This window comes from Streptomyces sp. S.PNR 29, assembly GCF_030386795.1.
Classification (GTDB): domain Bacteria; phylum Actinomycetota; class Actinomycetes; order Streptomycetales; family Streptomycetaceae; genus Streptomyces.
Genome location: NZ_JANUQM010000003.1, coordinates 186,906 through 212,216, shown reverse-complemented (window position 1 = coordinate 212,216; position 25,311 = coordinate 186,906). Strand labels below are relative to the sequence as shown.

Here is a 25,311-nt window from a genome sequence, read left to right as displayed (position 1 = left end):
CTCAGCCGCCCAGGATGATGCGCAGGTCGGCGGCGTTGGCCTCGGTGACCTTCCACAGCTCCTGCTGCCGGCCGTGCACGTCGGCGACGGTCGCCGCGTGGTCGGCGAGCAGGTCCCGGGCGCGTTCCACGAGCCGGGCGGCCAGGTGGCGGTCGTGCACGGACACGCCCCACTCGGGCCGGTCGATGTCCCGCAGGAAGTACGCCATCTTCGGGTGCGAGATCAGGCTGATGATGGGTGTGCCGACGCCGAAGGGGATCATCCCGGCGTGGCCGCGCATGCCGATCACCAGCTTGGTGCGGGCGTACAGGTCGCGGATCTCGTCGTTCTCGAAGTCGTACATCGGGATGACGGGCATCGAGATGCCGTGCTCACGGCGCAGGTCGAAGGCGATCTTCTCGTCGTCGAGCGAGTGCGCCACACACCGCACCTCGGCGAGCTCGCCGAGGTCGCGGACGGCCTGGGCCATCTGGGCCAGGAAGTAGCCGTAGTCGTGGCCGAAACGCAGACCGGCCCGGTCGTAGGCGGCGTTGATCAGGATGGTGTCGTCGCGGTGGAGCGGGTCCCGCCAGCCCGGCACGAGCTGGCGGCTGACCGTGGTGGGGCACGGCTGGAAGCGCACCTTGTCGTGCAGGCGGGCGGGCAGCATGGCGCGCACCTTCTCGATCGAGCCGTGGTTGCGCAGCCCGAAGAAGGCGGACTTCTCCACCAGCAGACGCAGTGACGAGCGGAAGCGCTCGGCCCGGTACGACTGGCCGTCGAAGGCGTTGAAGCCGACCGCGAAGACGGCGATCGGCACGTCGATGCCGGCCAGGTGTTCGTCGGGCACGTTCCACTGCCAGGCGCTGTTGCCGTTGGGCATGGTGTCCGGGATGAACAGCCCGCCACCGCCGATGACCAGGCCGCGCCGGGCGTTGACGCGGTCCAGGGCGGCCTTGTCGAACAGGCGGTGGGCGTGGACGGAGTGCCAGCGGCGGGAGGTGGTGTCGGGGCCGAAGGACAGCCGCACGGTCTCCGGGAGCAGTTTGTCGCCCGCGTTGCCCTGCCGGTCCATGTAGAAGGCGACGTGGGCGAGCTGCTGGTCGGCGGCGCCCTGTTCCTGGGCCGGTATGGCGGCGGCGCGCTGCGCCCACAGTCGGCTTGAGCGGTGGGTGGGGTCGACGGAGATGCCGGCCGTGGCGTACTTCAGCGCCTCGGTGTGGTCGCCGTGCACCCAGGCCATCTGGGCGAGGCGGGCGTAGGCGGTGGCGGCCCGGTTGGGGGCGGCGGTGGCCATCAGCAGCTGCGCCTTGGCCTCCTCGTAGCGGGAGACGCTCATCAGGGCGTGCCCGAGCACCTCGTGCGGCCAGGCCTCGTCCAGCGGGATGCGGACACTGCTGAGGATGTCGACGGCGTCCTGGTAGTCGCCGGCCGCGATGTGCGCGGCGGCCACCTTGCGGGCGCACTCCACGTTCCCGGTGCGCTTCACGTGCGGGGTGCCGTAGTGCACGAGCAGGTCGTGGTGGAGGCCGCCGGGCCGTTCCAGGTAGGCGGCGTGGAAGTCGGCGTCGGACAGGTCGTACGACCGCCAGACCTCCTCCGCCTGGCTGTAGCCGGCCTCGCCGCCCTGCCACGGCTTGTGCCGGCCGGTGAAGTGGAGGATCGCGGTGTCGTCGGGGACGGGCAGGTCGCCGGACAGGCGTCGCTTGACGAAGTTGTAGCGCGCATCGAGGCGGATGAAGTCGCCGTCGAGGACGGCGTTGAGGATGCCCTGGTCGTGCTTGTCGAGTTCGTAGTCGCCGCTGCGTCCGGTGGCGTCGAGCTTGGCGCAGAACGCGTCCGACAGGTACTCGCGCTGGATGACGAGCAGCCCGGAGTTGAGCTTGTGCTGTCCGTAGAAGAACTGCGGGACGGCCGCCAGCCCCTCGCGCAGCTTGAGGAGCTCGCCCAGGTCGCCGAGGACGACCATGTCGGTGTCGAGGGTGATGACCGTGTCGTACTCGCGCAGCCGGAAGACGTCGAGGATGAAGTACGCCTTGCGGACCAGGTAGTTGTCCTGGTCGCCCTTCTGGTACGAGTCGTAGTGCGTGTCGTTGACGCGGCGCAGCACGATGCGCGGGTGCAGGGCGCGGATCCGGGCGATGGAGCCGGGGCGCAGGTCGTCGTAGAGGACGACGAAGTCCTCGCACACGCCCGGGTTGGACAGGGCGAGGCTGCGCAGCAGGACGAGGAAGCCGGGCAGGTAGTTCTCGTCGACGTAGGACGCGAAGGCGATGCGCCGCTTGCCGGTGAGGGCGTGCGCCGAGGGGGCGGGCGCCGGGGCCTCGGCGGGAGAGGTGATGGTCATCGCAGGGAGATCCTCATGTCGGTCACGCGCTGGGCCCGCTGCATGACCCATTCCTTCTCGCTGGTGTATTCGTGCACGGACGTGATGGGCATCTTCATCGCTTCCTGCACGCGGTAGGCGCCGGACTCGTAGAAGTCGAAGCCGATCAGGTCGAGGGTCGGGCTGACGTCCAGGAAGTCCAGCAGCCACAGCATGTTGAAGCCGGTGGTGGGGATGCCCGACCAGGCGTCGGCGCCGAGCCTGCCGATGTTGCGGACGGGCCAGCGCAGCGACTCGTCGCCGAGGTACGTCTGGGCGCCGGGGACGAGGCGGGTGCGCAGCGACCACTTCCAGTCGCCGGAGATTCCGCCGAAGACCAGCCGGGTGGTGACCTGCTGGTCCCAGTTGAAGCCGTGCTTGTGGATGGTGGCGTGGATGTCCGTGCGGCTGCCGGTGTGCTTCGGGTCGATGCGGTACGAGTTGAAGCGCACGACCAGGTCGTAGGCGTCGATCTCGGCCCCCATCGAACTCGCGCCGACCCGGCCGGAGTTGGCGATCAGGCAGACCGACTTGCCGGCGATCTGGTTGCGGAACTCGCCGAGGCTGATCCACTGCACGCCGCCGATCGTCGGGTCGGCGACGGGGCCGCGCATCCGGCTGCGGCGCTGCTCGGCGTAGAGGGCGAGGGCCTCGGTGAGCGCGGGCAGGTCGGCGCCGGGGACGGCGGTGCGCAGGTCGAGGTACTGGCTGAGCAGTTCCTGCCGGTCGGCGACCGGGGCTTCGTCGGCGGCGAGCCGCAGGAGCGCTCCCACGAGCCGGGGCTCGGCCTCCGCCCAGTCACCGACGGCGTGCGCGGCGAGGCCCTCGGCCCAGACGTCGGTGGCGGGACCGCGGGTGAACTCCTCGGCGCGCGGGCACTGCCGTCGCAGCAGGGCGTGCAGCTCCCGTTCCTTCTCGGCGGCGATGCGCAGGCCCGCGACGCGGGCGCGGACGCCGAAGCCGTCGTCGTCGGTGAGCGCGAGGTAGCGCTCGTACGCGTCCACGGCCTCCGTCTCGTCACCGAGGGCTTCGAGGAGCCGGGCGCGCAGCCGCCAGCCGGCGCGGGAGTTCTTCCGCTCGGCGAGGACGGTGTCGCTGATGACGAGAGCGAGGTTCAGTTCGTCGTCGTAGCCGCACTCCAGCGCCTTGTTGGCGACGGCGAGCAGCGCGTCGAGCAGTTCGTTGGAGATCGCCGCGGCGGGGGTCGCCGCGCCCTTCACGGCCCGTTTGAGGAGGGCGGTGGCACCGGCCGGGGCGGGTGCGGGGGCGGCGGTGTGGTGGGTGCCCCATACGACCAGCAGCTTCCTCAGCTGCTCGGCGAGCTCGGTGCGGCGACGGTCGACGCTGCCGACGAGTTTGCCACTGTGTACTGCGCAGGCGCGCAGGCAGTCGTCCAGCCCCCCTCCACGCACACGTGCACGTCTGTTCTGGACCCTCGTCATGGCACTCCTGGTTTGGCCAAATTCAAGGCTGTATTTGCATCAGCGTTGGTTGCGTTTCCTGCACGGTGGGGGGATGTCGAGAAAATTAGGAAACCAAAACGACATCGAGGTGAACTCGTCGGAACCGCGTGACGAATCGTTGGCCGCCCGACCAGGGCCTGCCTGAGAAGCGGGCTAGCGTGCTGGGGAACCCACAGGCACATCCGCATCACCCGTCGGGGGGATCTCGTGACCAGCATGACCGTCCGCCCGGTGGCCGACGTGCCCGACCTGCCCCCGGGGCCGGAGCCGGTACGGCCGCGCCGGGAGAGCCGGCTGCGCGCCCTGGACGGGCTGCGGCTGGTGGCCGCGCTGATGGTGGCGGCGTACCACTACGGCGGTCGCGGCGGTGAGGTCACCGAGGCCTGGGGCAGCTCGCCGGGGCGGCAGTTCCCCACGCTGCACACCTTCTTCGCCTACGGCTGCCTGGGCGTCCAGGTCTTCTTCGTGATCAGCGGGTTCGTGATCTGCATGAGCGGCTGGGGGCGGCCCCTGAAGTCGTTCTTCGCCTCCCGCGCCTCCCGGCTGCTGCCCGCCTACTGGGTGGCGGTCGTGCTCGTGACGGCGGTGTTCGCGCTGCCGATGGTCGCCTACGAGGCGGTGTCGCCGAGCGACGCGCTGGTGAACATGACCATGCTGCAGATGCCGCTGGGCGTGGACCGGGTGCTGGGGGTGTGCTGGACGCTGTGGGCGGAGATCCGCTTCTACGCGCTGTTCGCCCTGTGCGTGGTGCTGCCGGGGGCGAGCCGGCGCCGGGTGATCATGTTCTGCGCCTGCTGGACGCTGGCGGTGGTGATCGCGCAGAGCGCGAACGAACCGCTGCTCGACGTCGTCCTGATGCCCGAGTACGCCCCGTTCTTCATCGGCGGCATCGGCCTCTACCTCGTCCACCGCGACCGGCGGGACGCCTACGCGTGGGGCATCGTGGCGGTGAGCTGGCTGATCGGGCAGCACTACGCGGTGCAGAGCCTGTGGCACGCCCCGGACGCGGGCGGATTCTCCTACCGCTCCTCCTTCGGGATCATGCTCGTGGTGACGTTCGGCTTCGTGGCCGTCGCCGCGATCGCGCTGGGCTGGCTGAGCTGGGCCAACTGGCGCTGGCTGACGGTGGCGGGCGCGCTGACGTACCCCTTCTACCTGGTCCACGAGCACCTCGGCTGGGTGGTGATCCACGCCCTGCACCGCGGCCTGAACCTGCCGTCGGCCGAGACCTTCGCTCTGACGGTCGCGTCGATGCTGTTGCTGGCCTGGCTGCTGAATCGTTACGTCGAGAAGCCGCTCACCCCACGGCTGCGCGCACTGCTCTCCCGCGAGCACTGAGCCTCCACGGGACGTTCAGCCGCGGGACAGTTTTTCCCGCTCCCAGTGAGCAGGCTCGCCTCATGGCAACTGCACAGGCACAATCCGCCGACCAGTACCCCGGCGAGCTGAAAGACGTCAAAGGCTGGTTCCCGCCGCTGGACCAGGTCCTGTTCACCTGGTTCCTCGAACGGCAGAGGACGAACGGCATACGTGGCGACCTGCTGGAACTGGGCGCCTACATGGGCAAGAGCGCGATCCTGCTGGGCCACCACCTGCGGGACGACGAGAAGTTCACGGTGTGCGATCTGTTCGAGAGCGACGCGCCGGACGAGGCGAACCAGGCCGAGTCGACGAAGTCGTACGCCTCGCTCACCCGGCAGGCCTTCGAGCGCAACTACCTCTCCTTCCACGACGCCCTGCCGACGGTGATCCAGGGGCCCAGCTCCGTGATCACCCAGGAGGTCGCGCCCGGCACCTGCCGCTTCGTTCACATCGACGCCTCGCACCTGTACGAGCACGTCGCGGCCGACATCGTGGCGGCCCGGGACATCCTGCTGCCCGAGGGCATCGTCGTCCTCGACGACTTCCGCTCCGAGCACACCCCCGGCGTCTCCGTCGCCACCTGGGAGGCCGTGCTGAGCGGCGGGCTGCGGCCGGTGTGCCTGAGCACCCAGAAGCTGTACGGCACCTGGGGCGACCCCGAGCCGCTCCAGGAGGAACTGCTCGCCATGCTGAGGGAGCGCACGGACTGCGGGCTGAGCGTGCAGTGGGCCGCCGGGCACCGGCTGGTCCGCGCCCGGTCCAAGGGCATGAAGCCGCCGCCGTTCCCGTACTCCCGGCACTACACGGAGCCGAGGCTTCCGGCGGTCCCGTCCCCCCGGCAGGAGAAGGCCCCGCAGCAGTCCCCCCGCCCGCCCCGCTCCCGAGCCCGCCGCCTCGCCGTCGACCTGCTGCCCCCGCTCGTCACCAGGGCAGTACGACGGGCCCGCGCGAGCCGCGCCTAGGGCTTTTCCCGGTCAGGGGATCCCGTACCGCATCCCGATCCCCGCGACGACCAGCGCCAGCCCCTCCTCGAAGTGCCGGTCGTAGTCATCGAAGATCTCCGCGCCCGCCGCGGCCGACAGCGGGAAGTCGGCCATCAGGCGGGCGCGTTCCTCGACGTCATAGCCTTCGCGGCGTTCGCCGGGCAGTGGCTGCACGCCCTGCTCCTCGGTGACGAAGCCGAGGGTGAACAGATACGTCGTCGAGGTCGCCCGGACCGCTTGGGCGAGCGTGAAACCGGCGGCCGTGAACAGGCGCAGGGTGTCCTCCATCTGCTCGGCGTGCTCCAGGCCGGTGAAGCGTGAGCCGCTGAACACCTTCGCGCCGTCGCGGTAACCGAGCAGCGCCGAGCGCAGTCCCCGGTTGGCCTTCAGCAACCGCTCCCGCCAGGAGTCGTCCGGGCCGAGGGGCGTCCCGGCGACCATCCGCCGGTACATCTCGGTGGCCATCTCGTCGAGCAGCGCCTGCTTGTCCTTGAAGTGCCAGTACAGGGCCGGTGCCTTCACGTCCAGTTCCTTGGCGATGGCCCGCAGGGTCAGGCCCTCCAGACCCACCTCGTTCAGCAGCTTCAGCGCCGTGTCCGCGACTCGTCGGCGGTCGAGCGGGGCGCGTCGTTCGGTACTCACGCTTGACAGCTTAACGGCGTTAAGGGCAGGCTCGTGAGCGAGGTGACTTAACAGCGTTAAGGGGAGTGGGCGTATGGACGTGGATGTGCTGATCGTGGGCGCGGGGCCGACGGGCCTGGTGCTCGGCATCGATCTGGCCCGGCGCGGGGTGGACGCGCTCGTCGTGGAGCGGGCGGACGGGCTGTTCCCCGGCTCGCGCGGCAAGGGGATCCAGCCGCGCACCATGGAGGTCTTCGACGACCTCGGCGTGCTGGAGGCGATCCGCGCGGCCGGCGGAAGCTATCCGGTCGGGATGATCTGGCAGGACGGCAGGCGCGTGGGCGAGCACCGGATGTTCGACCCGGCCGAGGCGACGGAGGACTCGCCGTACACGGAGCCGTGGATGGTGCCGCAGTGGCGGACCCAGCAGATCCTGCTGGCGCGGCTGGAGGAGCTGGGCGGAAAGGTGGCGTTCGGGCGGGAGGTGGTGGGGGTGGAGCAGGACGAGGACGACGAGGACGGTGTGACGGCGCGTTTCGTCGCCGGGGAGCCGGTCCGCGCCCGGTACCTGGTCGCGGCCGACGGTGGCCGCTCGGTGGTGCGGCGGTCACTCAGCATCGCGATGACCGGCGAGACGGTGGACCCGAGTCCGATGCTGGTGGCGGACGTACGGATCGCGGGTCTGGACCGCGACAACTGGCACGTCTTCCCGCCGGGCGGGGAGGCGGGCGGCTTCCTGGCGATCTGTCCGCTGGCGGGTACGGAGGACTTCCAGGTGGTGGCCCAGTTCCCGGAGGGTACGGTCGTGGATGTCTCCCTCGGCAGCATCCGCGAGGTCGTCGCCGCCCGTTCCCACCTCGCGCCCGAGGACGTGACGCAGGTGCGCTGGGCCTCGGACTTCCGCCCGCGGGCGGCGTTGGCCGACCGCTTCCGTGCGGGCCGGGTGTTCCTCGCCGGGGACGCGGCGCACGTGCACTCGCCGGCCGGTGGGCAGGGCCTCAACACCAGCGTGCAGGACGCCTACAACCTGGGCTGGAAGCTGGGGGCGGTGCTGCGGGACGGGGCGGAGGCGGCCCTGTTGGACACGTACGAGGAGGAACGGCGCCGGGTGGCCGCCGACATGCTCGGCCTGTCGACGAGCGTCCACCGCGGCGAGACCCGGCGCGGCGAGGCGACCCGGCAACTGGGCCTGGGCTATCGGGAGTCGTCGCTGTCGGAGGAGACTCGTCCGGCCCCTGGCCCGATCCGCGCGGGCGACCGCGCCCCCGACGGCACGGTGAACGGCGTACGCCTCTTCGACGCCTTCCGTGGGCCGCACTGGACGCTGCTCGGCGCGGCGGTGCCCGTCCCGGGGGTACGGGCGCTCCCGGCCGCCCCCGAGTCGTACGGCCCGGGGGTGTTCCTGGTCCGCCCGGACGGCTACGTCGGCTGGGCGGGCGACACGGCCTCAGGGCTCACGGAGTACGCGGCACGGTTCGGTCAGTCGTCACCGTCGAGGAGGGTGTCGACGGAGAGTCCGAGGCTGACGCCGACGGACTCGGGCACCGGGACGGTCTGACCTCGCTTGAAGCGCTGGGGGTCGGGGTACTTGCCGTCGGCCGGGTCGGCGTAGAGGAGGACCTCGTCGTGTTTGCGGTCGGCGATGAGGTAGACGGGGATGTCGGCCTGGGCGTAGCACTCGACCTTGGGTCCGAGGTCGTCGGACCAGTTCGAGGACGTCACCTCCACGACCATGCGGAAGACGTTCGGGGCGTAGTAGTTCTTCCTGACATGAGCGTCGCGGAAGTCCTCGTCGACGATGGAGAAGTCAGGGATCGCGAAGTCCTCGGGCAACGTCGGCAGCCACAGTCCGATGCCTTGCACGTATTCGTGCCCTGCCTCGACGATCCCTGCCCGATCGAAAGCCCTGCCGAGCTTCGTCAACGACAGTGCGTGCGAACCGTCCGGCGGCGGTGTCACAGTGAGCCTCCCCTGGAGAATCTCCACGCGGTGGCCAGGCAGTGCCCGAGCAAGCTGGTCGGCAGCCTCGCCCAGGGTCAGCTCCTGCTGCAGTACGGCCATGGCGTCCTCCTTTTCGGGGCCCACTCTCCACGAGAGTAACCGGGGGCGTGCGGGTTCCGCCCCCGATCACTCATTCGGAGGAATCACCCAGGTCAGAACGCATCCGACGGCACGTAAGTCCCCCAGACCTCCCGCAGGGCGTTGCACACCTCGCCCACCGTCGCCCGCGCCTTCAGCGCGTCCTTCATCGGGTACAGGACGTTGTCCTCCCCCTCGGCGGCCTTCTTCAGGGCCGCCAGCGCGGTGTCCACCGCCGCCTGGTCCCGTTCCGCCCGCAGCTTGGCGAGCCGCTCGGCCTGCTGGGCCTCGATGGCGGGGTCGACGCGGAGGGGCTCGTAGGGCTCCTCCTCGTCCAGCTGGAAGCGGTTGACGCCGACCACGACCCGCTCGCCGCTGTCGGTCTCCTGGGCGATCCGGTAGGCGCTGCGCTCGATCTCGCTCTTCTGGAAGCCGTGCTCGATGGCGTTGACCGCGCCGCCGAGTTCCTCGACCTTCTCCATCAGCTCCAGCGCCGCCGCCTCGACGTCGTCGGTCATCTTCTCGATGACGTAGGAGCCGGCGAACGGATCGACGGTCGCCGTCACGTCGGTCTCGTAGGCGAGGACCTGCTGGGTGCGCAGGGCGAGGCGCGCGGACTTGTCCGTCGGCAGCGCGATCGCCTCGTCGAAGGAGTTCGTGTGCAGCGACTGCGTGCCGCCGAGCACCGCCGCCAGGCCCTGGACGGCGACCCGGACCAGGTTCACCTCCGGCTGCTGGGCCGTGAGCTGAACCCCGGCCGTCTGCGTGTGGAAGCGCAGCATCAGCGACTTGGGGTTCTGCGCGCCGAACTCCTCCTTCATCACCCGCGCCCAGATCCGGCGGGCCGCCCGGAACTTGGCGACCTCCTCCAGGATCGTCGTCCGGGCGACGAAGAAGAAGGACAGGCGGGGGGCGAAGTCGTCGACGTCCATGCCGGCCGCGACCGCCGTACGGACGTACTCGATGCCGTCGGCGAGGGTGAACGCGATCTCCTGCGCGGGCGAGGCGCCGGCTTCCGCCATGTGGTAGCCGGAGATCGAGATCGTGTTCCACTTCGGGATCTCGGCCTTGCAGTACTTGAAGATGTCGGCGATCAGGCGCAGGGACGGCTTCGGCGGGAAGATGTACGTGCCCCGCGCGATGTACTCCTTCAGCACGTCGTTCTGGATCGTGCCCGTCAGCTTGTCCGCGCTGACGCCCTGCTCCTCCGCCACCAGCTGGTAGAGGAGCAGCAGCAGAGCCGCCGGCGCGTTGATCGTCATCGACGTCGAGACCTTGTCCAGCGGGATCCCGCCGAACAGCACCCGCATGTCGTCGATCGAGTCGATCGCCACGCCCACCTTGCCGACCTCGCCGTGCGCGATCGGGGCGTCGGAGTCGTGGCCCATCTGGGTGGGCAGGTCGAAGGCGACCGACAGACCCATCGTGCCGTTGGCGATCAGCTGCTTGTAGCGGGCGTTGGACTCGGTCGCCGTACCGAAACCGGCGTACTGGCGCATCGTCCACGGACGGCCGGTGTACATCGTCGGGTACACGCCGCGCGTGAAGGGATAGCGGCCCGGTTCGCCCAGCTTCTCGGCCGGGTCCCAGCCCTCAAGGTCCTCCGGCCCGTAGACCGGCTCGATGGGCAGTCCGGACTCCGACTCGCGCGCCATGGTGTGTGCCTCCCGCTGAGCAGTTACTCGGGTTACTCGCCGGTTACTCGCCAGTACAGACCGACCTTCGACGGACTGTAGCGGTGAGCGTGCGCCTGTTGGACAGGAGCACGCTGGGACCTTCCTCACAGCCTTGTTGCGGTTCCGGTCACAACAATGCCGTCTCGTTCGCGGGCAGTCATCCGCGGGCAGCAATCTCAGGGGTCGTAAGGGGGGTGTCCCGGGGACATCCCCGGCAGAGCGCGGAGTCGACGCCGAGACGACGGGGGGCCGTTGTGCGTACTACGGGCATGGGGAGATGGATCGCGGCGCTGCTGGGCCTGGCCGCGGTCTGCGGCTGCACGGTGCAGGGGGCGGACAGCGGCGGCAAGCACCGCTCGCCGATCCGCATCGACATCACCACCACTCCCCCGGCCACGCCCTCCGCCGACGACGACGCCGGCAAAAACGCCGACGCCGGTGAGGTCGGGGGCGAGGACAGGCCGAGCGCTCCGGCCACCCGTGTGGAGCCCGCCGTGCTGTGGTCCCGTGGCGACACCGGGCGGGACGTCCGTGAACTCCAGGCCCGGCTGCGCCAGGTCGCCTGGCTCCACGACGGGCCGACCGGGACGTACGACGACCTGACGGAACGCGCGGTCCGGGGCTTCCAGGGCAAGCGCGGGCTGCCGCGGACCGGGAAGACCGACACCGTCACCTGGCAGCGGCTGCTGGACATGACCCGTGAACCGGGCCACTGGGACCTGTACCTGATGGGCGGGCAGCCGGCCGCCGCACCCGACGCGCGCTGTATGACCGGCCGGGTGCTGTGCATCAGCAAGTCGAGCCGGACGTTGCGCTGGATGGTGGACGGGCGGACCGTGTCGACGATGTCGGTCCGGTTCGGCTCGCGGGGCACGCCGACCCGGGAAGGCGTCTTCCAGGTCTACTGGAAGTCCCGGAACCACTGGTCGACGCTCTACGACTCGCCCATGCCGTACGCGATGTTCTTCAGCGGCGGCCAGGCCGTGCACTACTCGGAGGACTTCGCGGCCCGCGGTTACGCCGGCGCCTCGCACGGCTGCGTCAACGTACGGGACGAGGCGGCGATCGCGGAGCTGTACGCGCAGGTGAGGAACGGCGACAAGGTCGTCGTCCACTGGTGAGACGGGGCGCGGGCGGGACCGGGGGAACGTGTCCCGCCCGCGCCAGGTGCACGAGCCGCAGGTACGGGGGGAACCCCGGCTCTGTGCGACGGCCGATGACCAGTCGGCTCACTCAGTACTGCGCTCCGGCGGCCGAAAGTGTCACACCTGCGGCGAAGATTTTTCGGCGAGTTCCGCGACGGGTGCGAATCCGCAGGTCAGGAGCGTTTGGTGGGGCGGAGGAGGGTCAGGGGTTCAGCGGCAGTGCCGGCGTGGTGGTTGCCGCGCGGGGCACGTAGCGGCCGACGCCGTCGCCGCCCTTTCCGCTACCGCCGGGCCGGCCGTCCTCGCCGCCGGAGGCCTCCCTGCCCTTGCCGTTCTCGCCCTTGTCCTTGCCCTCGGCGCCGCCGCCGGACTCGGCCAGGACGCCCTTGCAGTACGTCCACACGCGTGAGGTACCGCCCGCCGCGCCCTCCAGCGCCCGCTTGCGCAAGGAGTTCAGTTCCTTGCCGTCGCGCACGTCGCGGCAGGCCGAGGCGATGTCCCGCCACCTGTCGCCGGAGTGGGCCTTTCCGCCGTCGGACGCGGAGCCGCGCTCCGTGGGCGTGCCGCCGCGCGCCTCGTCCCTTCCGGCGCCGCCGGAGGGGCCGGGCGTGGCGGTGCCGGGCACGGACCCGCCCTCCGCGGTCTCCTGCGGCGAGGGCGACACGAGGGGCTGGTCGGACGTCGCGGCGGACGGGCCGGGGGCGAGCGGCTCGGGTTCGGCGGTGCTGGTGAAGGGCACCTTCAGGACTCCGGTTCCGGCCGCGACCGCGACCCCGCCGGCCATGCAGGCGGCCAGCCCGGCAGCCAGGCCGAAGCGCAGAGGACGGCCCCAGCGGGAACGCCGGGCGCCGCCGTCACGGCCGCCGATGCGGACCAGCCCGGCGCCGGGGTCCTGCTCGTCGGTGGACCGGCCGGTGGCGGCCCGCTCGCCCTCCCGCTCCGCGCGCGCCTTGCGGAAGGCGGCCAGCGCGGCGGCCTCGCCGGGCAGCTCCTCGCCGGTCAGCGGGGGTGGCACGGACAACGCGCCGAGGGTCTTGGCGAGTCGTTCGGCCTGTTCCCGGGAGTCGGCGTCGACAGCCTCCAGTGACTCTCCGCGCAGCAAGAGCTCCGCCGTTTCGCGGTCCAGCCACCTGTCCTGCTCGTCGGCCATCACATGTCCTTCTGCGTCCGCGCACGCATGTGCGTCACACTGGCGGACGTCACCGCACGACCGCGCGGTTCTCGCTGGGGCGGCAGCGCGTCGAGCACGCCGGCGGATTCCGGATCCTCGCCGATGAGCTCGGCGAGGCGCTTCAGGCCGCGGTGCGCGGCCGTCCGTACGGCCCCGGGGCGCTTGCCCAGCGTCTCCGCGGCGGTCTTGGCGTCGAGACCGACCACCACACGCAGCACGACGGCCTCCGCCTGGTCCTGCGGCAGCCGGGCGATCAGGGAGAGAGTGGTGTCGGTGGCCAGCGCCTCGATGGCCTCGCCCGCGGTGTCGGACTCGGCGGGCTTGCCGGTCAGCTCGGTCTCGTCGCCGCCGATCGCGGGCCGGCGCCCGCGCATGCGGATGTGGTCCAGCGCGCGGTTGCGGGCGATACGGGCGGCCCAGCCCCGGAAACGGTCCGCGTCACCGGTGAACCGCTCCAGGTCGCGGGCTATCTGCAGCCAGGCCTCGGACGTCACGTCCTCGGCGTCCGGATCGCCGACCAGCGTCCGTACGTACCCGAGCAGCCGCGGGTGCACCGCGCGGTACACAGTCCGGAAGGCAGACTCGTCCCCGTCCTGTGCCGCACGCACCGCGGCCGTCAGCTCCGCGTCGTCCCCCAGCACCGCGCGCGCCCTTCTGCGCCTCAACCGGCGCCGCTCGCGCGGACCGGGTTCTCGCCGTCGTGGTTGCTCAATTGATGGTTGCGGTCTTGTGAGACCGTGGGTGGTTGCGGTGGTCACCGCGGGTTCCCCGTTGGATCGCCGCAGGTTACCCCGTTGGATCGCCGCAGGTCACCCCGGTGGGTCGCCGCAGGTTGTCGCGGTGGTCACCGCAGGTGGGAGCGGGGGGCATCGCCCTCCGCAGTCCGGCGCGAAAGGCACGTTACGTCTTGAAACCGCTCTTCGTCCATGTCCGCAGGAGATGCAACCGGTCCGAGACGCGCCGAGGTGTGACAGAAAACGCAGGCGCGGCGCTGTAGAGAGTACGGGCCGCCGCGCGGCCCGTGCCGCGCGACGGCCGGGGCCTCTCCTGTGGGGGGTGGCGGCCCCGGCCGTTGCCCGCATGCCGTGCCGTCGCCGGCATGCTCGCCGGGCGTCACAGCCGCACGCTCTCGTCTCCCGAGCGGATCAGGTCGGCCACGACGTCGTCCGGGTCCTGCTTGCCCAGCTCCTCCGCCAGCGCGGCCAGCACATCCTTGAGATCCGCGGCCAACCGTGCGGCGTTGGACGCGTTCATGTAGGGGTAGACCGCGAAACGCGGATCCCGCTGCACCACCGCCCGCACCGTCTGCTGCACCAGGTCCCCCCACATACGCGGGCGCACCACCACCGACAGATGCAGCGACGTCCCCCCTTCGGCCATCGCCACGTGCGGGGTCCCGTACGGCATGTACATCACGTCACCGGGCTCCAGTGTCGCCGTGAACAGCGGCTCGCCCAGCTGCTCCCGCGTGAACTGTGCCGCGTCCCCCTTCCGCACCTCGGGGAGCGGCCACACCTGCCACCGCTTGCGCCCGTGCAGGTGCACCACGAAGACGTCCACCGGGTCGTGGTGCGGGCGGAACCCCTCGGTCCCCGGCGGGGTCAGGAAGGCCACCGCGTCGCACTTGGTGGAGAACTTCTCCGCCAGCATCGTGGTCAGCCCGCGCACTCCCGCGTGCAGATGGTTGATGGTGTTCCAGGTGACCGTCGCCCCGGCCCGGAACAGTCCCAGCACCTGTTCCGGCACGACGGCGTCGGCGAAGTACTCGCCCTGCACCCGCAGCAGCTTGGTGTAGTTCATCGGGTGCAGGGGGTCGCCGTCCTTGGTGACGCGGACGTAGGGCAGCCGCGCCGAGCCGGACCTCAGCAGGCCGTCGAGGTCTTTGACGGTCAGCAGGTGCTGGTGGGTGCCGCGCAGGGCTCCGCGGCGCAGGACGGCCCTGCTGTTGAAGGCGGACGCGAAGAACTCCTGCTCGTCACCGACCAGGTCGGTGAACTCGGGGACGTACATGGGACTCCCGCTTTCGTTCGGTCAGCACAGGACGGGCAGCGCGTCGGGGGTTCGGTAGATCTTTCCGTGGAAGTGGGGCTCCGGGCGCTCTGGGTCGAGCCGGAGGCCGGGCAACGCGTCGCACAGGCGGTCCACGAGGGTGACGACCTCGAAGCGGGCCAGGTGCATGCCCAGACACAGGTGCGGGCCGTGCCCGTAGGTCACGTGCTGCAGACCCGCTCGGTGCACGTCGAGGGTGTCCGGATCGGAGAACCGCGCGGGATCGCGATTGGCCGCCAGGAAAGAGGTGTAGACCAGTGCTCCCGCGGGGATCGCGACACCGCCCAGGGTGGTCGGCCGCGCGGCGATCCTCAGCCCGCCCCCGACGGCGGGCTCCCACCGCATCACCTCCTCCAGGGCCTGGGGAAGCAGCGCACGGTCCGCCCGCACCGCCCGGTGCAGACCCGGTCGCTGGAACAGGGCGAGCAGCAGGTTGGCGGCGGCCCGGTGCGTGGTCTCGATCCCGGCGGGAATGAGCAGCAGCAGAAACGCCACCAGCTCCTCCTCGCTGAGCCGCCGGGGCGCGCGGACCGCGAGCAGATCGTCGAGGAGGCCCGGCGCACCACCGCGCCGGCCGCGCTCGACGAGGCCGGCGAAGTAACCGGACAACTCGGTGCGCGCGGCCGTCACCGCCGACCACTCCGCCTCGACGTCGATCAGTTGCGTCGCGAGCGCGCAGAAGTACTCCTCATCGGACTCGGGCACCCCGATGAGACCGGCGATGACCCGCACCGGGATCCACGAGGTGAGGTCCGCGAGCAGATCGGCCTCCCGCATCCGCCCGAGCCGTCTCACCCCGGCGTCGACCACTCCCTCCACCAGGCCCCGGTAGCGTCCGCTCACCATCGACGAGCGCAGCAGCGGTGCGATCGGCCCCCGGTGCGCGAAGTGCGCCGGAGGATCCATCTCCAGCAGCGTCCGGCCCGCGAACTGACGCATCTGCGGGGCGTAGGCGATGTTGGAGAAGCGCTCCGGATCGCCCATCACCTCGCGGACGAGCGCGTGGGAGAACACATAGAACTGCTGTGCGGGCGGTGAGGTGGCCGTCGCGGGCACGTCGACCGCCGCGACCGGCGTGCGCGACCGGATCTCGGCCAGCAGGGGGTGGATGTCCCGGTGGAACATGTCGGCCCTCAGGAAGCGCTCCAGCGGTGTCGTGAGCGCGGTCATGCATCGGCTCCGTACGGCATCGTCCCGAGCCGGTCCGAGCCGAGCGCGTCCTCCGTCGCCGTCCACAGCCGCCGCGCCAGACCCGGATCGCGCCACCGCTTGAGGCTCTTCACCGGCTTCGTCCCGTTGAACAGTGCCCCCGGGTGACGGACCCCGTCGTCGCCGGTCGCAAGGTTCACCAGGGCCAGGGCCGCGCTCTCCACCGGCTGGAACAGGAAGGGAAGGGCGCGGCGGAACGTGCGGTACGGACGGGACCCGGACGCGAACCCGGTGCGCACCATCCCCGGGTGACAGCACGTCGGGACCGGCCCCCGCGACCCGGTCAGTTCGGCCAGGCGCACCGCGAACAGCGCGTTGGCCTGCTTGGACGCCTTGTACGCCGCCCACCCGGCCCGCTTGCTGCGGACCCGGTCGAGGTCGTCGGGGTCGAGTCCTTCGGCCAGCAGCGAGCCGGTCGTCACCACCCGGCTGCCCGCGCGCCGGTCCAGCAGGTCCCACAGGAGGCTGGTCAGCAGGAACGGCGCGAGATGGTTGACCTGGTTGGTGACCTCGTGCCCGTCGCCGGTCAGCTCCCAGCGCCTGGTGTACACGCCGGCGTTGTTGATCAGTACGTCGATGCCCGGGTACGAGTCGTGCAGCACCCGGGACACCTCGGCCACGTCGTCGAGCCGTGTGAAGTCGGCGCGGATCCAGCGCGAGCGCACCGGACCCGCCGCGTCGACGGCGCGGGACACCGCCCGCAGGCGGTCCTCGTCGCGACCGATCAGCACGACGTGCAGACCTCGCCGGGCCAGCTCCAGCGCCGTCGCCGCGCCGATCCCGGCGCTGGCCCCGGTGACCACCGCAGCCTTCTCGTTCATGTATGTCCTCCAGGGGCGATGCGGACCGTCCAGTGATGCCTCGTCAGGCGCGCGAGCACGTACTGGTAGGGCAGCCAGGCGTGCCCTTCCTCCCCCCAGCCGGTGCCCCAGCTGTTGCGGACCCGGAGCGCGCCGCGCAGTGCGTGCCCGCCCTCCGGGGCGCGCCCGGCGGGCCGCTCGTCGTCGTAGGCCACGACGAGGACGACGTGCCGCGCGTAATGCTCGGCGCCGGGTGCGAGGGCCGGCAGCAGGCCCGTCCTGCCCGCGTCGGCCTGCGCCGGATTGAGCGGGTAGTCCAAGGTCACCGGCGCACCCGAGGCAAGGTGCGCGCGGATGCGCCGCAGGCACTCCTCGGGCGCGGTGTCCGCGCCGTCGAGCCTGTGGTAGCCGATGCCCCGGTACGCCTTGGCGCGGCTGAAGGCACGGGCGTCGGGCAGCCGGCCCAGGGCCGTCTCTTCGAAAGGCCAGCTGTTCTCGTCCGGGATGCCGAACCGGCGCCACGCCGCGAGGCACCAGTCCACACGCGAGCCCTCGCCCCGGACGAAGTCGCCTACCACCTGGGAGGTGACGTAGTTGAACAACACCGAGGGCCGCCACACCCGGCCGCTGACCCGGTACGCGTGGAACGCCGCGAGTCCCGCGGTCACCGCCGCCGCGCACGTCGGGTATCGCTGGTGGTCCTCCACGGGCGGGAACGCCGCGAGGTCGACGCTCGCCCGCAGCGGAAGGCCGGCCGCCGTGCGCGTCATCACCCGGCCTCCGCCGCGGCACGGGCGACCGCGCGGAAGTGTTCGTCCCGCAGGGCGACCGCCTCCTGGAAACGGCGCAGACTCGCGGCGCTGTACTCGTGCTCCGGAGGCTCCTCCAGGGCGAACGTGCCGGCGGCGGCGCTGCCGCGCACGAGCAGGGCACTGTCCGCACCGGGCAGTTGCCGCAGCGCCGGGCTGATGTAGTCCACGGCGAAGCACACCCGGTCGGCCGCGGCCGCGCTGGGCCCGGAGGAGTGGACGGTCGTGGGTCCGTGCAGCGACGCCTGGCCGGGGCGCAGCCGGACCTCGACCGCCGACTCCTCGTCCACCGCGATGTCCGCCTCCAGCCCGTCCGCCGCACGCCCCGCACGCAGGCGATGCGGCACCAGGGCGTGGTTGTGCGGGCCGGGCAGGAAGCGCATCGTGCCGTTCTCCGGGCCCGCCGCCGTCAGCGCCAGCCACACCCGCACCGCGGTGCCGTGCGGGTTCGCCCAGCCGTAGTGCAGAGCGTCCTGGTGCCAGGCGAGCCGCTCGGCGCTGCCCGCGCGCCGGACGAACACCGTCGTGGACCAGACGAGGAGGTCCGGACCGATCAGCCGGGTCGCCACATCGAGCAGGCGGTCGTCGCGCACGAGGCGGTCCGCCCAGGGCGCCAGCAAGTGGATCTTCGGCGAGTTCCACCGCTGCGCCAGCCGGCCGCCGACCCGGTGGGAGATCTCCTTGTGCCGGCGCACGGCGGTCAGCAGCGCCCCGGCCTCCTGGGGCTCCAGCAGCGGCACCGGGAAGGCATAGCCGTCGGCGGCCCACCGCTCCTTCAGGTCCCGCCCGGCCGCCGTCATCCGCGTGCCCCCGCCCGAGCGCGTGCCGCCGCCCTGTCCGCGCCCATCCGGCGCAGCAGCGCCAGCGCGTCCTCCCGCTTGGCGTCCGGCGCGCTCGTGCGCAGATAGGCGGCCAGAGCCTCCAGGTCCGCCGTCGCGACCTCCTTCCGCAGCGCGTTGATGACGGCCGCGGTGGACCGCTGCGGGAAGTAGATCTCCTTGGCCACCCGCAGGAAACGCTCGGCGAGTGCGGCGTCCGCCGCGCCCGCGCGGACGGCGGCGGCGAGCGCGAACCGCATGTTGACCAGAGGTTCGGACAGCGATGCGAGAGTGTCGGTGGAGTAGGTGATCGCGACCTCGTCGTCCTGGTCGATCTCCCCGGAGCGGAAGCACTCGAAGACCGCGCCGATCCCGACCATCCCGTACGGCGCGCACTCCACTGCCCGCAGGGCGCCCATGCTGGAGGAGCCGTACACCGCGATCCCGGCGTCGAGCACGCGCAGGATCTCCTTGGGCGAGACGGACAGCGACTGGAAGAAGCGCCCGTCCACGATGCCGATGAGGTCCGGTGGCCGCTCGTCGGCCAGCAACCGGTCCAGGTCGCCCTTGCCGACCGGCGGCAGGTATTCGGCGTCGAGCACCCGCCTGGCATCGGCGTGGCTCAGGCTGGGTCCGCAGAACACGACCGCGCGCATCATCCCTCCCCCCGTACGGCCGCCATGGCCGGGCTCGTCAGACCGGCGACGGCGGTGTTCCACAGCCGGGTCGCCCGGGCGCCCAGCTTGCTGTGGTCGACCGACCAGGACTCCAGGCCGGGCACGATCACCCTGACCACCGAGGCGGGCACCGTCGGCGGGCTGAGGTCGACGACGATCACCCGGTCGAGTCCGCCCGCCACCAACCGGTCCAGCAGCAGGCGCAGGTCCTCGGTGACGTCCTCGGACGGATGACTGGGAACGTCGGCGGCGGTGATGCGGGTGTCCGTGGGCTCCCACCACCAGCCGGACGCGTTGACGGTGTTGACCCGGTGCACGTGCTCCAGATGCTTGGGCACCTCCTCGTCGGGGGTGCTGATGTCCTCGCGCATCGCCTGGATGTCCACGGCCCTGCTCTGCGCACACTCGGTGAGCGCGCGGATCATCGCGACCGTCACGTCCGGGTGCGTGCCGAACCCGCCGTGCCCCTGCGGGCCCTCGGTCGGCCCGAAGGTCTCCACCGTGGCGCACCAGACGCTGGGCACGCCCAGCTCGGAGGTGATGTCGACCATGCGCACCTCGACGCCGGCCGCGCGGAAGCGGGCGACCACGGCCTCCACCTGCGGCGGCAGCCGGTCCATGACGAAGTGCGGGTGCCGTGAGCGCATCCCGGAGGTCACCGACTCGGGCTGGCGCGGGACCGAGGTACCGGTGCGCAGCACGCCCTCCAGGTAGGTGGTCACCAGTTCGGCCAGGGTCATCGAGTCCCGCTCGATCAGCTCGCACAGTGCGTGCGTGACGGCCTCCTCCACGGTGTTGCCCGAGGCGAGTCCGTTCGTCGAGGCGATGCTGTACACCGGCGGCTCGTGGAACTGGTCGCTGTAGGTGGTGCCGTGCATGGGCACCAGCACCGGCTCCTCGCGGACCAGGTCGTAACCCGACAGCCAGGAGACGGGGGCGTCGTCCCGGTAGTGCGCGGACAGCCTGGTGTTGCAGTCGGCCGGGTTCAGCACCGCGCAGCCGCCCTTGGCCAGCTCGGCGTAGGACGCGACGGCGGCGGGGGTGCGGGGCAGCCAGGCCGCGAAGCGCTCGACCGCCTCCATGACCGCGGAGACCTTCGCGTCGATCGGCCGCAGCCCCTTGCCGTTGTAGACCGAGATGAGGTCCCGTGACCTGGGGGAGATGGCGTTGTAGACGGGGATGCCGATGCGGTCGAGCCAGGTGATGTCGGCGACCCGGGTGATGCCCGCGTGCCGCAGATACGGCCAGACGCGCGCCGCCGTCTCCTCGGCGGAGACCTCACGGTGCGTGCCGGCGCCGGCGAACTTCGGTGCGTGGTCGCGCATCTTCATGCCCCCACCTCCTGGGGTGCGGTGCGGTCGGCGAGTTCGACCGTGGCGCGGCCGTCGCCGGTGTAGTGGTAGGACAGGGTGACCGCGGTGCCGGGCACCACCTCGACCTCTTGGGGGAAGACCCATCCGGCGGTGAACCAGTGGCTCTTGTCGCAGCCGCCGACCGGATCCGTGGACAGGACGGTGCCGGGAGACAGGCGCGCCTCGAAGTGGACGGTCACGCCGTTGACCACGCCCGCCCGCTCGGCGACGACCTCGGCGGTGCCGGTGAAGACGCGGGCGTCGCGGTGGAGGTCCACCTCGTACAGCGGTGTCGCCGGCGAGAGCCTGGGCCACTGCGCGGCGAGCGTGGGAGGTTCGTAGAACCCGGCCACCCGATCGCGGTCGTGCTCCAGCAAGGGGGTGAAGTCCATGCCGTAGCGGGCGTTCCACTCCTCGACGTGCGCCGGAACCACCCGGTGTGCCGCGACGTGTTCCGGCGGCATCCGTACGAGGCGCGCGGAGGCGGTGATCGACTCCGGGACCAGCCGGGCACCGGGGGCGAGCAGGCGCTCGCGCGCGTCCTGCACCGTTTCCCAGATGGCCATGTCCAGCGCGTCGTTGCCGACGATGTCCGTGGTGAGCACGTCGGCCTTCTCCGGCAGTTCCACCGAGGTGGACCAGTCGCGCAGGAAGGTGATGCGGTCGGCCACCCCGTTGCGGTCGGCCACCGCCTGCGCCAGGCCGGCCGACTGGGCGGGCTCGACCGCATAGACCCGCCGGGCCCCGGCCTGCGCGGCCGCGACGGCGAGGATGCCCGATCCCGTGCCGAGATCCAGCACCACGTCGCCCGGTCGCACGACCTCCTTGACGGCGCGTACGAACAGCCGCTTGCGCAGGGGGTCGTCCAGCATCCGGATGTTCGGATAGGCCATGCCGTAGCCGCCCACGGGAAACATCAGGTCGGTGAAGCCGACGGGATGCTCCTCGGCCAGCACCCCGGCCGAGACGAGCTGCCCGAGCGTGCTCACCACCTCGTCCAGCGCACGCCCGCCGACGAGCCGGGGCCCGAGCAGACGCAGTGCTTCGGCGACCGTGCGAGGTCGCCAGAAGGCGTCCAGCAGGGCCAGCGCGTGCCGGCCGAACTCCGACACCACACGGCCGTGGTGCACACGGACCGTGTTCGCGCCGTCCAGTTGGACGATCAGATCGGCTCTCCTCGTCAGCACCGTGTCCTTGGTGATCACGGACGTTCCTCTCCCCTGGCAGGTGCGATACGGGTCTTGATGAGCGCGCGCAGCAGCGGCTCGCGGAAGTCGCCGACGGACCCGAACTCCACGTCGGACGTACTGGTCGACAGACCGTCCTTGGGCTCGACGACCTGGTAGCCGTCCGCGACCAGCTGGGCGACGTTGCGCCGGGTGGCGGGCTTGTTCCAGGTCGCCTCGCTCATCGACGGGGCCACGATCACCGGACAGGTCGCGGCGGCGATCACCGCGGTGAGCACGGTGTCGGCGATGCCGTGAGCGAGCTTGGCGACGGTGTTCGACGTGGCGGGCATCAGCAGCAGCACGTCGGCCCCCGCGGCGATGCCGACGTGGGACCTGGCGCCGGGCGGGAGGTCCGACCAGCCGGTCACCACGGTGCAGTCGGCGACGGCCAGGAGCGACTCCCGGGTGACGAAGCGCTGCGCCATCTCCGAGAGCACCACGCACACGTCCGTGACCCCGAGCCGGGCGCGCAGCCAGGTCAGCAGGTGCGGTGTGCCCAGCGCGGCGACGGAGCCGCTGACACCGACCACCAGCCGTGCGCCGGACAGGTCCACCCGGTCGGCGGTCATGGCGCCACCTCCGCTGTGCGCACGGCCGCCCAGCATCGCTCGACGGCGGGCAGGGTCGCCGCGGCGCCGGTCGCGTCCTGGGAGGCCCACGCCCCCTGTGCGTAGTGCTCGATGACACGGTGCGCGGTCAGATCCCACAGCCGTGCCCGCTCGTCCCCGGTCAGGCGCTCGCCGTGTGCCTCCTGGTACGCGCCGAGAAAGGCCCGCGCGCGCAGCTCCACCGTCGACGGGGGGCGGTCGAACAGCGCGGCGGTCTCCACCAGTTCCGCGAGGAGGTGCGCCAGATCCCGGAGCGGGTCGCCCACCCCCGCCTCCCGCCACGCGAGCAGTACCGGGCCGGGCGCGCAGGCACCCGCGGAGAGCCTGCCGTGGACCAGCGTGACCCGTGCCGGGCCACCCGCCCGCCGCGCGGACGACGCCAGCGCGGGCGCGACGTCCAGCGGAAGCCGGGCCCGCCAGGCGCGCACGCCGGCGGCCACGACCTCGTCGTCGAGCCACGCGGGGCCACGGCCGCGGTCCGGCAGCGCCGTGCGCAGGGCGGGGGTCACCGGAACCCGGTGGACCTCGGCGATGTGCTGCCCGAGTGCGCGCAGGACGTGCGTCCAGCCGGCGTCGTCCTCGGCGGACGTCGGGGTCAGCATGCGGTCGCTGAGCAGTTCCGGGCTCGGCACCACAGGCCACACGGCGAGTTCCGCGGACCGCACCTGGGGCAGGTGCGCGGTCGGGAGCACCGTACGCAGCAGCGAGATCTGGTCTGCTCCCAGGTACTGCGCGCCGGGGCGGTGCAACCGCTCGATCCAGACGTGGCCGGACGGGGCACTCAGGCAGAGCCGGTCCGCGATGGGTCCCCGGATCTCGCGGGCCGGCCGGATCCCCGTCACCACGTCCGCTCCCGGTTCAGGTAGGGCGCCCGGACGTCCAGTCCGGCAGCCTCGTAGCGTGCCGAGATGGCCTCGAACCGCTCCCTCTCGGTGAGCGCGCCGCCCTCGAACGCGTCGAGCAGACCTTCGGCGACCAGCAGACTGCGGTGCTCGCCGAAACTCATGGTCCCCTCGTCGATGTCCGGGTCCTGCGCGAAGGAGAAGCCCTTGCCCAGGCGCAGGGCGAAGCGCGGGTAGTCGTCGCGCAGGTCCGCCTCGTGCGTCCGGTGCAACTCGGTGAAGAAGTGCCGGTGCCGGTCCCACTGGTCCCGTTCCAGGTAGACCACGAAGGAGTCCCGGCGCACCAGCGACGCGGGCGAGTTGACGGTCTTCGCCTCGAACGCCACCCTGTGTCCGTTCAGTTCGGCGAGCACCGACGCGAGCAGGACGGGCGCCACCTCCGCGGACCCGAGACAGAAGTAGACGCGGATCAGGTCCGAGCTGTCGGGTTTGCCGGCCTCTCCCACCACGCAGTACCAGCCGGGAACGCGGTAAGGGCGTTCGGTGGGCAGCCGGATGTCGACGACCTGGCCGACCCGGGGTGCCCGCACCGCCACCTCGTGGGGCCGCGCCAGCAGCGTCAGGCCGTCCTGGGAGACCACGGCGTCGGCCCCCCGCCGCTCGACGACGGTCCACCCCGCGGTCCACACGCCGTACCCCGCGGCGGCGTGGTCCAGCCGCGCCGCGTAGGTGACGTCCTCCAGCTCGTGCACGGCGCGGGCGGCGTGGCCGCCGCTCAGGAAGAGCCGTGCGGAGGGCCGGTCCCCGGAGTGGTAGACGAGGTAGACGGTGCGGCACAGGGGAACCAGCAGCGGCCGGGCGGAGGTGCTTTCGAGGTCCCTGGGCGGGGTGAACGCACCGAACTCGCGGTGGTGGAAGGTCTCCGGTGTGCGCACCTCCAGGTCCGCGGCGATGGTGCGGAACAGCTCCTCGTGCTCGGTCATGGCGCTCCCTGCGGCGACAGGCGGTTCAGCAGCGTCTGAGGCCGGCGGAGCAGCCCCTCGGCGAGCAGCAGGCTCAGATGGCCGGTGCGGCCCAGCGAGCCGAACAGTTCCAGCCGCGCGCCGGCCTGCTGCAACAGGACCAGGCCCGCGTACCGCACGGTCTTGAGGAGCGCCGCGCCGGGCGCCGGGGCCTGGGAGTGGTACACCGTGACCAGGCGATCGATCGTGTGGAGGGTGGCGGCGGGGATCGAGGGTCTGCCGCTGCTTCGCAGCGCGTGCAGCACGAACTGGGCGACGACGTAGCCGACGTCGTAGTGCGGATCGCCGACCGCGGCGAACTCCCAGTCGATGATCCGGACCGCCGTCGACGCCGTGGTGCCGGTGGTGAACAGCACGTTGTCGTCGCGCAGGTCGAAGTGGATGAGGCCGCGCGGGTCCCAGCCCCGGTGCAGTTCGCCGAAGGCGTCCGACAGCCGCTGCACGGCCCGGATCCAGGTGTCGAACTCCGCCCCCACCCCGCAGGCGTACTCGGCGACGCTCAGCAGTGTGGTCCGCGGCGCCGGTGCGCTCATCCGCAGGTCGGGGTCGGTCAGTACGTCCGCCGTCCACCGAGCGGTGTGCAGTCCCGCGAGCGCGGTGGCCAGCGTGTCGACGTGGCCGGTCCGCAGGGCGCCGGTGTCGAGCAGCTCGCGCAGGCTGGCGGCCGGGTGGAGGGCGTCGTAGGCGGTGATCTGCCCGCCCCCCGTCACCGGCACGGCGCTCGGCAGGGCGGTCCGGGCCTCGGCCGTCATCGGGGTGGACCACAGCAGCGACAGCATGTCCGCCTCGCGACTGCCCGCGGGGTCCAGGTCGTCGTCGGGCCACTTGAGCACGAGGTGCCGCCCGTCCGCCAGGCCGGCCAGCACGACGGTGCGGCGGGAGACGCAGTGCCGTACCCAGCTCACGGGGGCGCCCAGGTCCAGGGCGCGTACCCGGTCCGCGACCGTGTCACGGCCGGTGCCCAGCCCGGCGCGGGGCCGCGGATGAGGATCCGGACGCCGGGTGTGGAAGCCCAGCGTCCGGACCCGCATCCGCTCATCGTGATCGATGAT

23 protein-coding genes are annotated in these 25,311 nt (G+C 71.7%); 4 read left to right on the top strand and 19 right to left on the bottom strand.

The window, feature by feature from the left end; translation table 11 throughout:
* Position 1: 1 nt before the first annotated feature.
* Both NW895_RS09795 and NW895_RS09790 read right to left on the bottom strand, forming a co-directional pair.
* Complete coding sequence (locus tag NW895_RS09795; protein ID WP_289934996.1) at positions 2-2,326, bottom strand: glycosyltransferase; 2,325 nt, start codon at positions 2,324-2,326, stop codon at positions 2-4.
* A complete protein-coding gene (locus tag NW895_RS09790) occupies positions 2,323-3,786 on the bottom strand; it encodes a glycosyltransferase family 29 protein (RefSeq protein ID WP_354670080.1) in 1,464 nt (487 codons plus the stop codon). The genes NW895_RS09795 and NW895_RS09790 overlap by 4 nt, the downstream gene beginning before the upstream one ends.
* Positions 3,787-4,023: 237 nt before the next feature.
* Between NW895_RS09790 and NW895_RS09785 the strand changes: the two genes are divergently transcribed.
* Both NW895_RS09785 and NW895_RS09780 read left to right on the top strand, forming a co-directional pair.
* Positions 4,024-5,145 (top strand): acyltransferase, encoded by a 1,122-nt coding sequence (locus NW895_RS09785; RefSeq protein ID WP_289935506.1) that lies wholly within the window; start codon positions 4,024-4,026, stop codon positions 5,143-5,145.
* 62 nt (positions 5,146-5,207) lie between these two features.
* Positions 5,208-6,131 carry a class I SAM-dependent methyltransferase gene (locus NW895_RS09780; RefSeq protein ID WP_289934994.1) on the top strand — a complete coding sequence of 308 codons (924 nt, stop codon included), beginning with the start codon at positions 5,208-5,210 and terminating at the stop codon, positions 6,129-6,131.
* Between the two features lie 12 nt (positions 6,132-6,143).
* Here the strand turns inward: NW895_RS09780 and NW895_RS09775 are convergent, their stop codons facing one another.
* On the bottom strand, positions 6,144-6,794 hold the full coding sequence (locus tag NW895_RS09775; protein WP_289934993.1) for a TetR/AcrR family transcriptional regulator C-terminal domain-containing protein: 651 nt from the start codon (positions 6,792-6,794) through the stop codon (positions 6,144-6,146).
* 73 nt (positions 6,795-6,867) lie between these two features.
* Between NW895_RS09775 and NW895_RS09770 the strand changes: the two genes are divergently transcribed.
* On the top strand, positions 6,868-8,331 hold the full coding sequence (locus NW895_RS09770) for an FAD-dependent oxidoreductase (protein WP_289934992.1): 1,464 nt from the start codon (positions 6,868-6,870) through the stop codon (positions 8,329-8,331).
* Here the strand turns inward: NW895_RS09770 and NW895_RS09765 are convergent.
* Positions 8,253-8,834, bottom strand: a complete 582-nt coding sequence (locus tag NW895_RS09765; RefSeq protein WP_289934990.1) for a Uma2 family endonuclease — start codon at positions 8,832-8,834, stop codon at positions 8,253-8,255. The genes NW895_RS09770 and NW895_RS09765 overlap by 79 nt on opposite strands.
* 92 nt (positions 8,835-8,926) lie before the next feature.
* A complete protein-coding gene (locus NW895_RS09760; protein WP_289934989.1) occupies positions 8,927-10,507 on the bottom strand; it encodes a methylmalonyl-CoA mutase family protein in 1,581 nt (526 codons plus the stop codon).
* Between the two features lie 290 nt (positions 10,508-10,797).
* Between NW895_RS09760 and NW895_RS09755 the strand changes: the two genes are divergently transcribed.
* Positions 10,798-11,649 carry a L,D-transpeptidase family protein gene (locus NW895_RS09755; protein ID WP_289934988.1) on the top strand — a complete coding sequence of 284 codons (852 nt, stop codon included), beginning with the start codon at positions 10,798-10,800 and terminating at the stop codon, positions 11,647-11,649.
* 226 nt (positions 11,650-11,875) lie between these two features.
* On the opposite strand, the gene NW895_RS09750 is transcribed toward NW895_RS09755, so the two are convergent.
* The 14 genes from NW895_RS09750 to NW895_RS09685 form a co-directional block, all read right to left on the bottom strand.
* Positions 11,876-12,823, bottom strand: coding sequence for a hypothetical protein (locus NW895_RS09750; protein WP_289934987.1), 948 nt, complete (start codon positions 12,821-12,823; stop codon positions 11,876-11,878).
* Positions 12,823-13,485: an RNA polymerase sigma factor gene (locus NW895_RS09745; RefSeq protein WP_289934986.1), complete on the bottom strand. Its 663-nt coding sequence runs from the start codon at positions 13,483-13,485 to the stop codon at positions 12,823-12,825. The genes NW895_RS09750 and NW895_RS09745 overlap by 1 nt, the downstream gene beginning before the upstream one ends.
* A gap of 472 nt (positions 13,486-13,957) precedes the next feature.
* Entirely contained in the window at positions 13,958-14,854 is an 897-nt protein-coding gene (locus NW895_RS09740; protein WP_289934985.1) for a cupin domain-containing protein, read from the bottom strand.
* Positions 14,855-14,875: 21 nt separating this feature from the next.
* Positions 14,876-16,063, bottom strand: coding sequence for a cytochrome P450 (locus tag NW895_RS09735; protein WP_289934984.1), 1,188 nt, complete (start codon positions 16,061-16,063; stop codon positions 14,876-14,878).
* Entirely contained in the window at positions 16,060-16,923 is an 864-nt protein-coding gene (locus NW895_RS09730) for an SDR family NAD(P)-dependent oxidoreductase (RefSeq protein ID WP_289934983.1), read from the bottom strand. The genes NW895_RS09735 and NW895_RS09730 overlap by 4 nt, the downstream gene beginning before the upstream one ends.
* A complete protein-coding gene (locus NW895_RS09725) occupies positions 16,920-17,672 on the bottom strand; it encodes a C1 family peptidase (protein WP_289934982.1) in 753 nt (250 codons plus the stop codon). The genes NW895_RS09730 and NW895_RS09725 overlap by 4 nt, the downstream gene beginning before the upstream one ends.
* Positions 17,672-18,511 (bottom strand): phytanoyl-CoA dioxygenase family protein, encoded by an 840-nt coding sequence (locus NW895_RS09720; protein WP_289934981.1) that lies wholly within the window; start codon positions 18,509-18,511, stop codon positions 17,672-17,674. The genes NW895_RS09725 and NW895_RS09720 overlap by 1 nt, the downstream gene beginning before the upstream one ends.
* A complete protein-coding gene (locus NW895_RS09715) occupies positions 18,508-19,185 on the bottom strand; it encodes a TfuA-like protein (protein WP_289934980.1) in 678 nt (225 codons plus the stop codon). The genes NW895_RS09720 and NW895_RS09715 overlap by 4 nt, the downstream gene beginning before the upstream one ends.
* The gene (locus tag NW895_RS09710; protein ID WP_289934979.1) at positions 19,185-20,537 is read right to left on the bottom strand and encodes a YcaO-like family protein; all 1,353 of its coding nucleotides are present in this window, start codon (positions 20,535-20,537) and stop codon (positions 19,185-19,187) included. The genes NW895_RS09715 and NW895_RS09710 overlap by 1 nt, the downstream gene beginning before the upstream one ends.
* Positions 20,534-21,763, bottom strand: a complete 1,230-nt coding sequence (locus tag NW895_RS09705; RefSeq protein ID WP_289934978.1) for a 50S ribosomal protein L11 methyltransferase — start codon at positions 21,761-21,763, stop codon at positions 20,534-20,536. The genes NW895_RS09710 and NW895_RS09705 overlap by 4 nt, the downstream gene beginning before the upstream one ends.
* Positions 21,760-22,356, bottom strand: coding sequence for a flavoprotein (locus NW895_RS09700; RefSeq protein ID WP_289934977.1), 597 nt, complete (start codon positions 22,354-22,356; stop codon positions 21,760-21,762). Before NW895_RS09700 ends, NW895_RS09705 begins: the two co-directional genes overlap by 4 nt.
* Entirely contained in the window at positions 22,353-23,240 is an 888-nt protein-coding gene (locus NW895_RS09695) for a hypothetical protein (RefSeq protein WP_289934976.1), read from the bottom strand. The genes NW895_RS09700 and NW895_RS09695 overlap by 4 nt, the downstream gene beginning before the upstream one ends.
* Complete coding sequence (locus NW895_RS09690) at positions 23,234-24,220, bottom strand: T3SS effector HopA1 family protein (RefSeq protein WP_289934975.1); 987 nt, start codon at positions 24,218-24,220, stop codon at positions 23,234-23,236. The genes NW895_RS09695 and NW895_RS09690 overlap by 7 nt, the downstream gene beginning before the upstream one ends.
* Complete coding sequence (locus NW895_RS09685) at positions 24,217-25,290, bottom strand: aminoglycoside phosphotransferase family protein (RefSeq protein ID WP_289934974.1); 1,074 nt, start codon at positions 25,288-25,290, stop codon at positions 24,217-24,219. The genes NW895_RS09690 and NW895_RS09685 overlap by 4 nt, the downstream gene beginning before the upstream one ends.
* Positions 25,291-25,311: the final 21 nt, after the last annotated feature.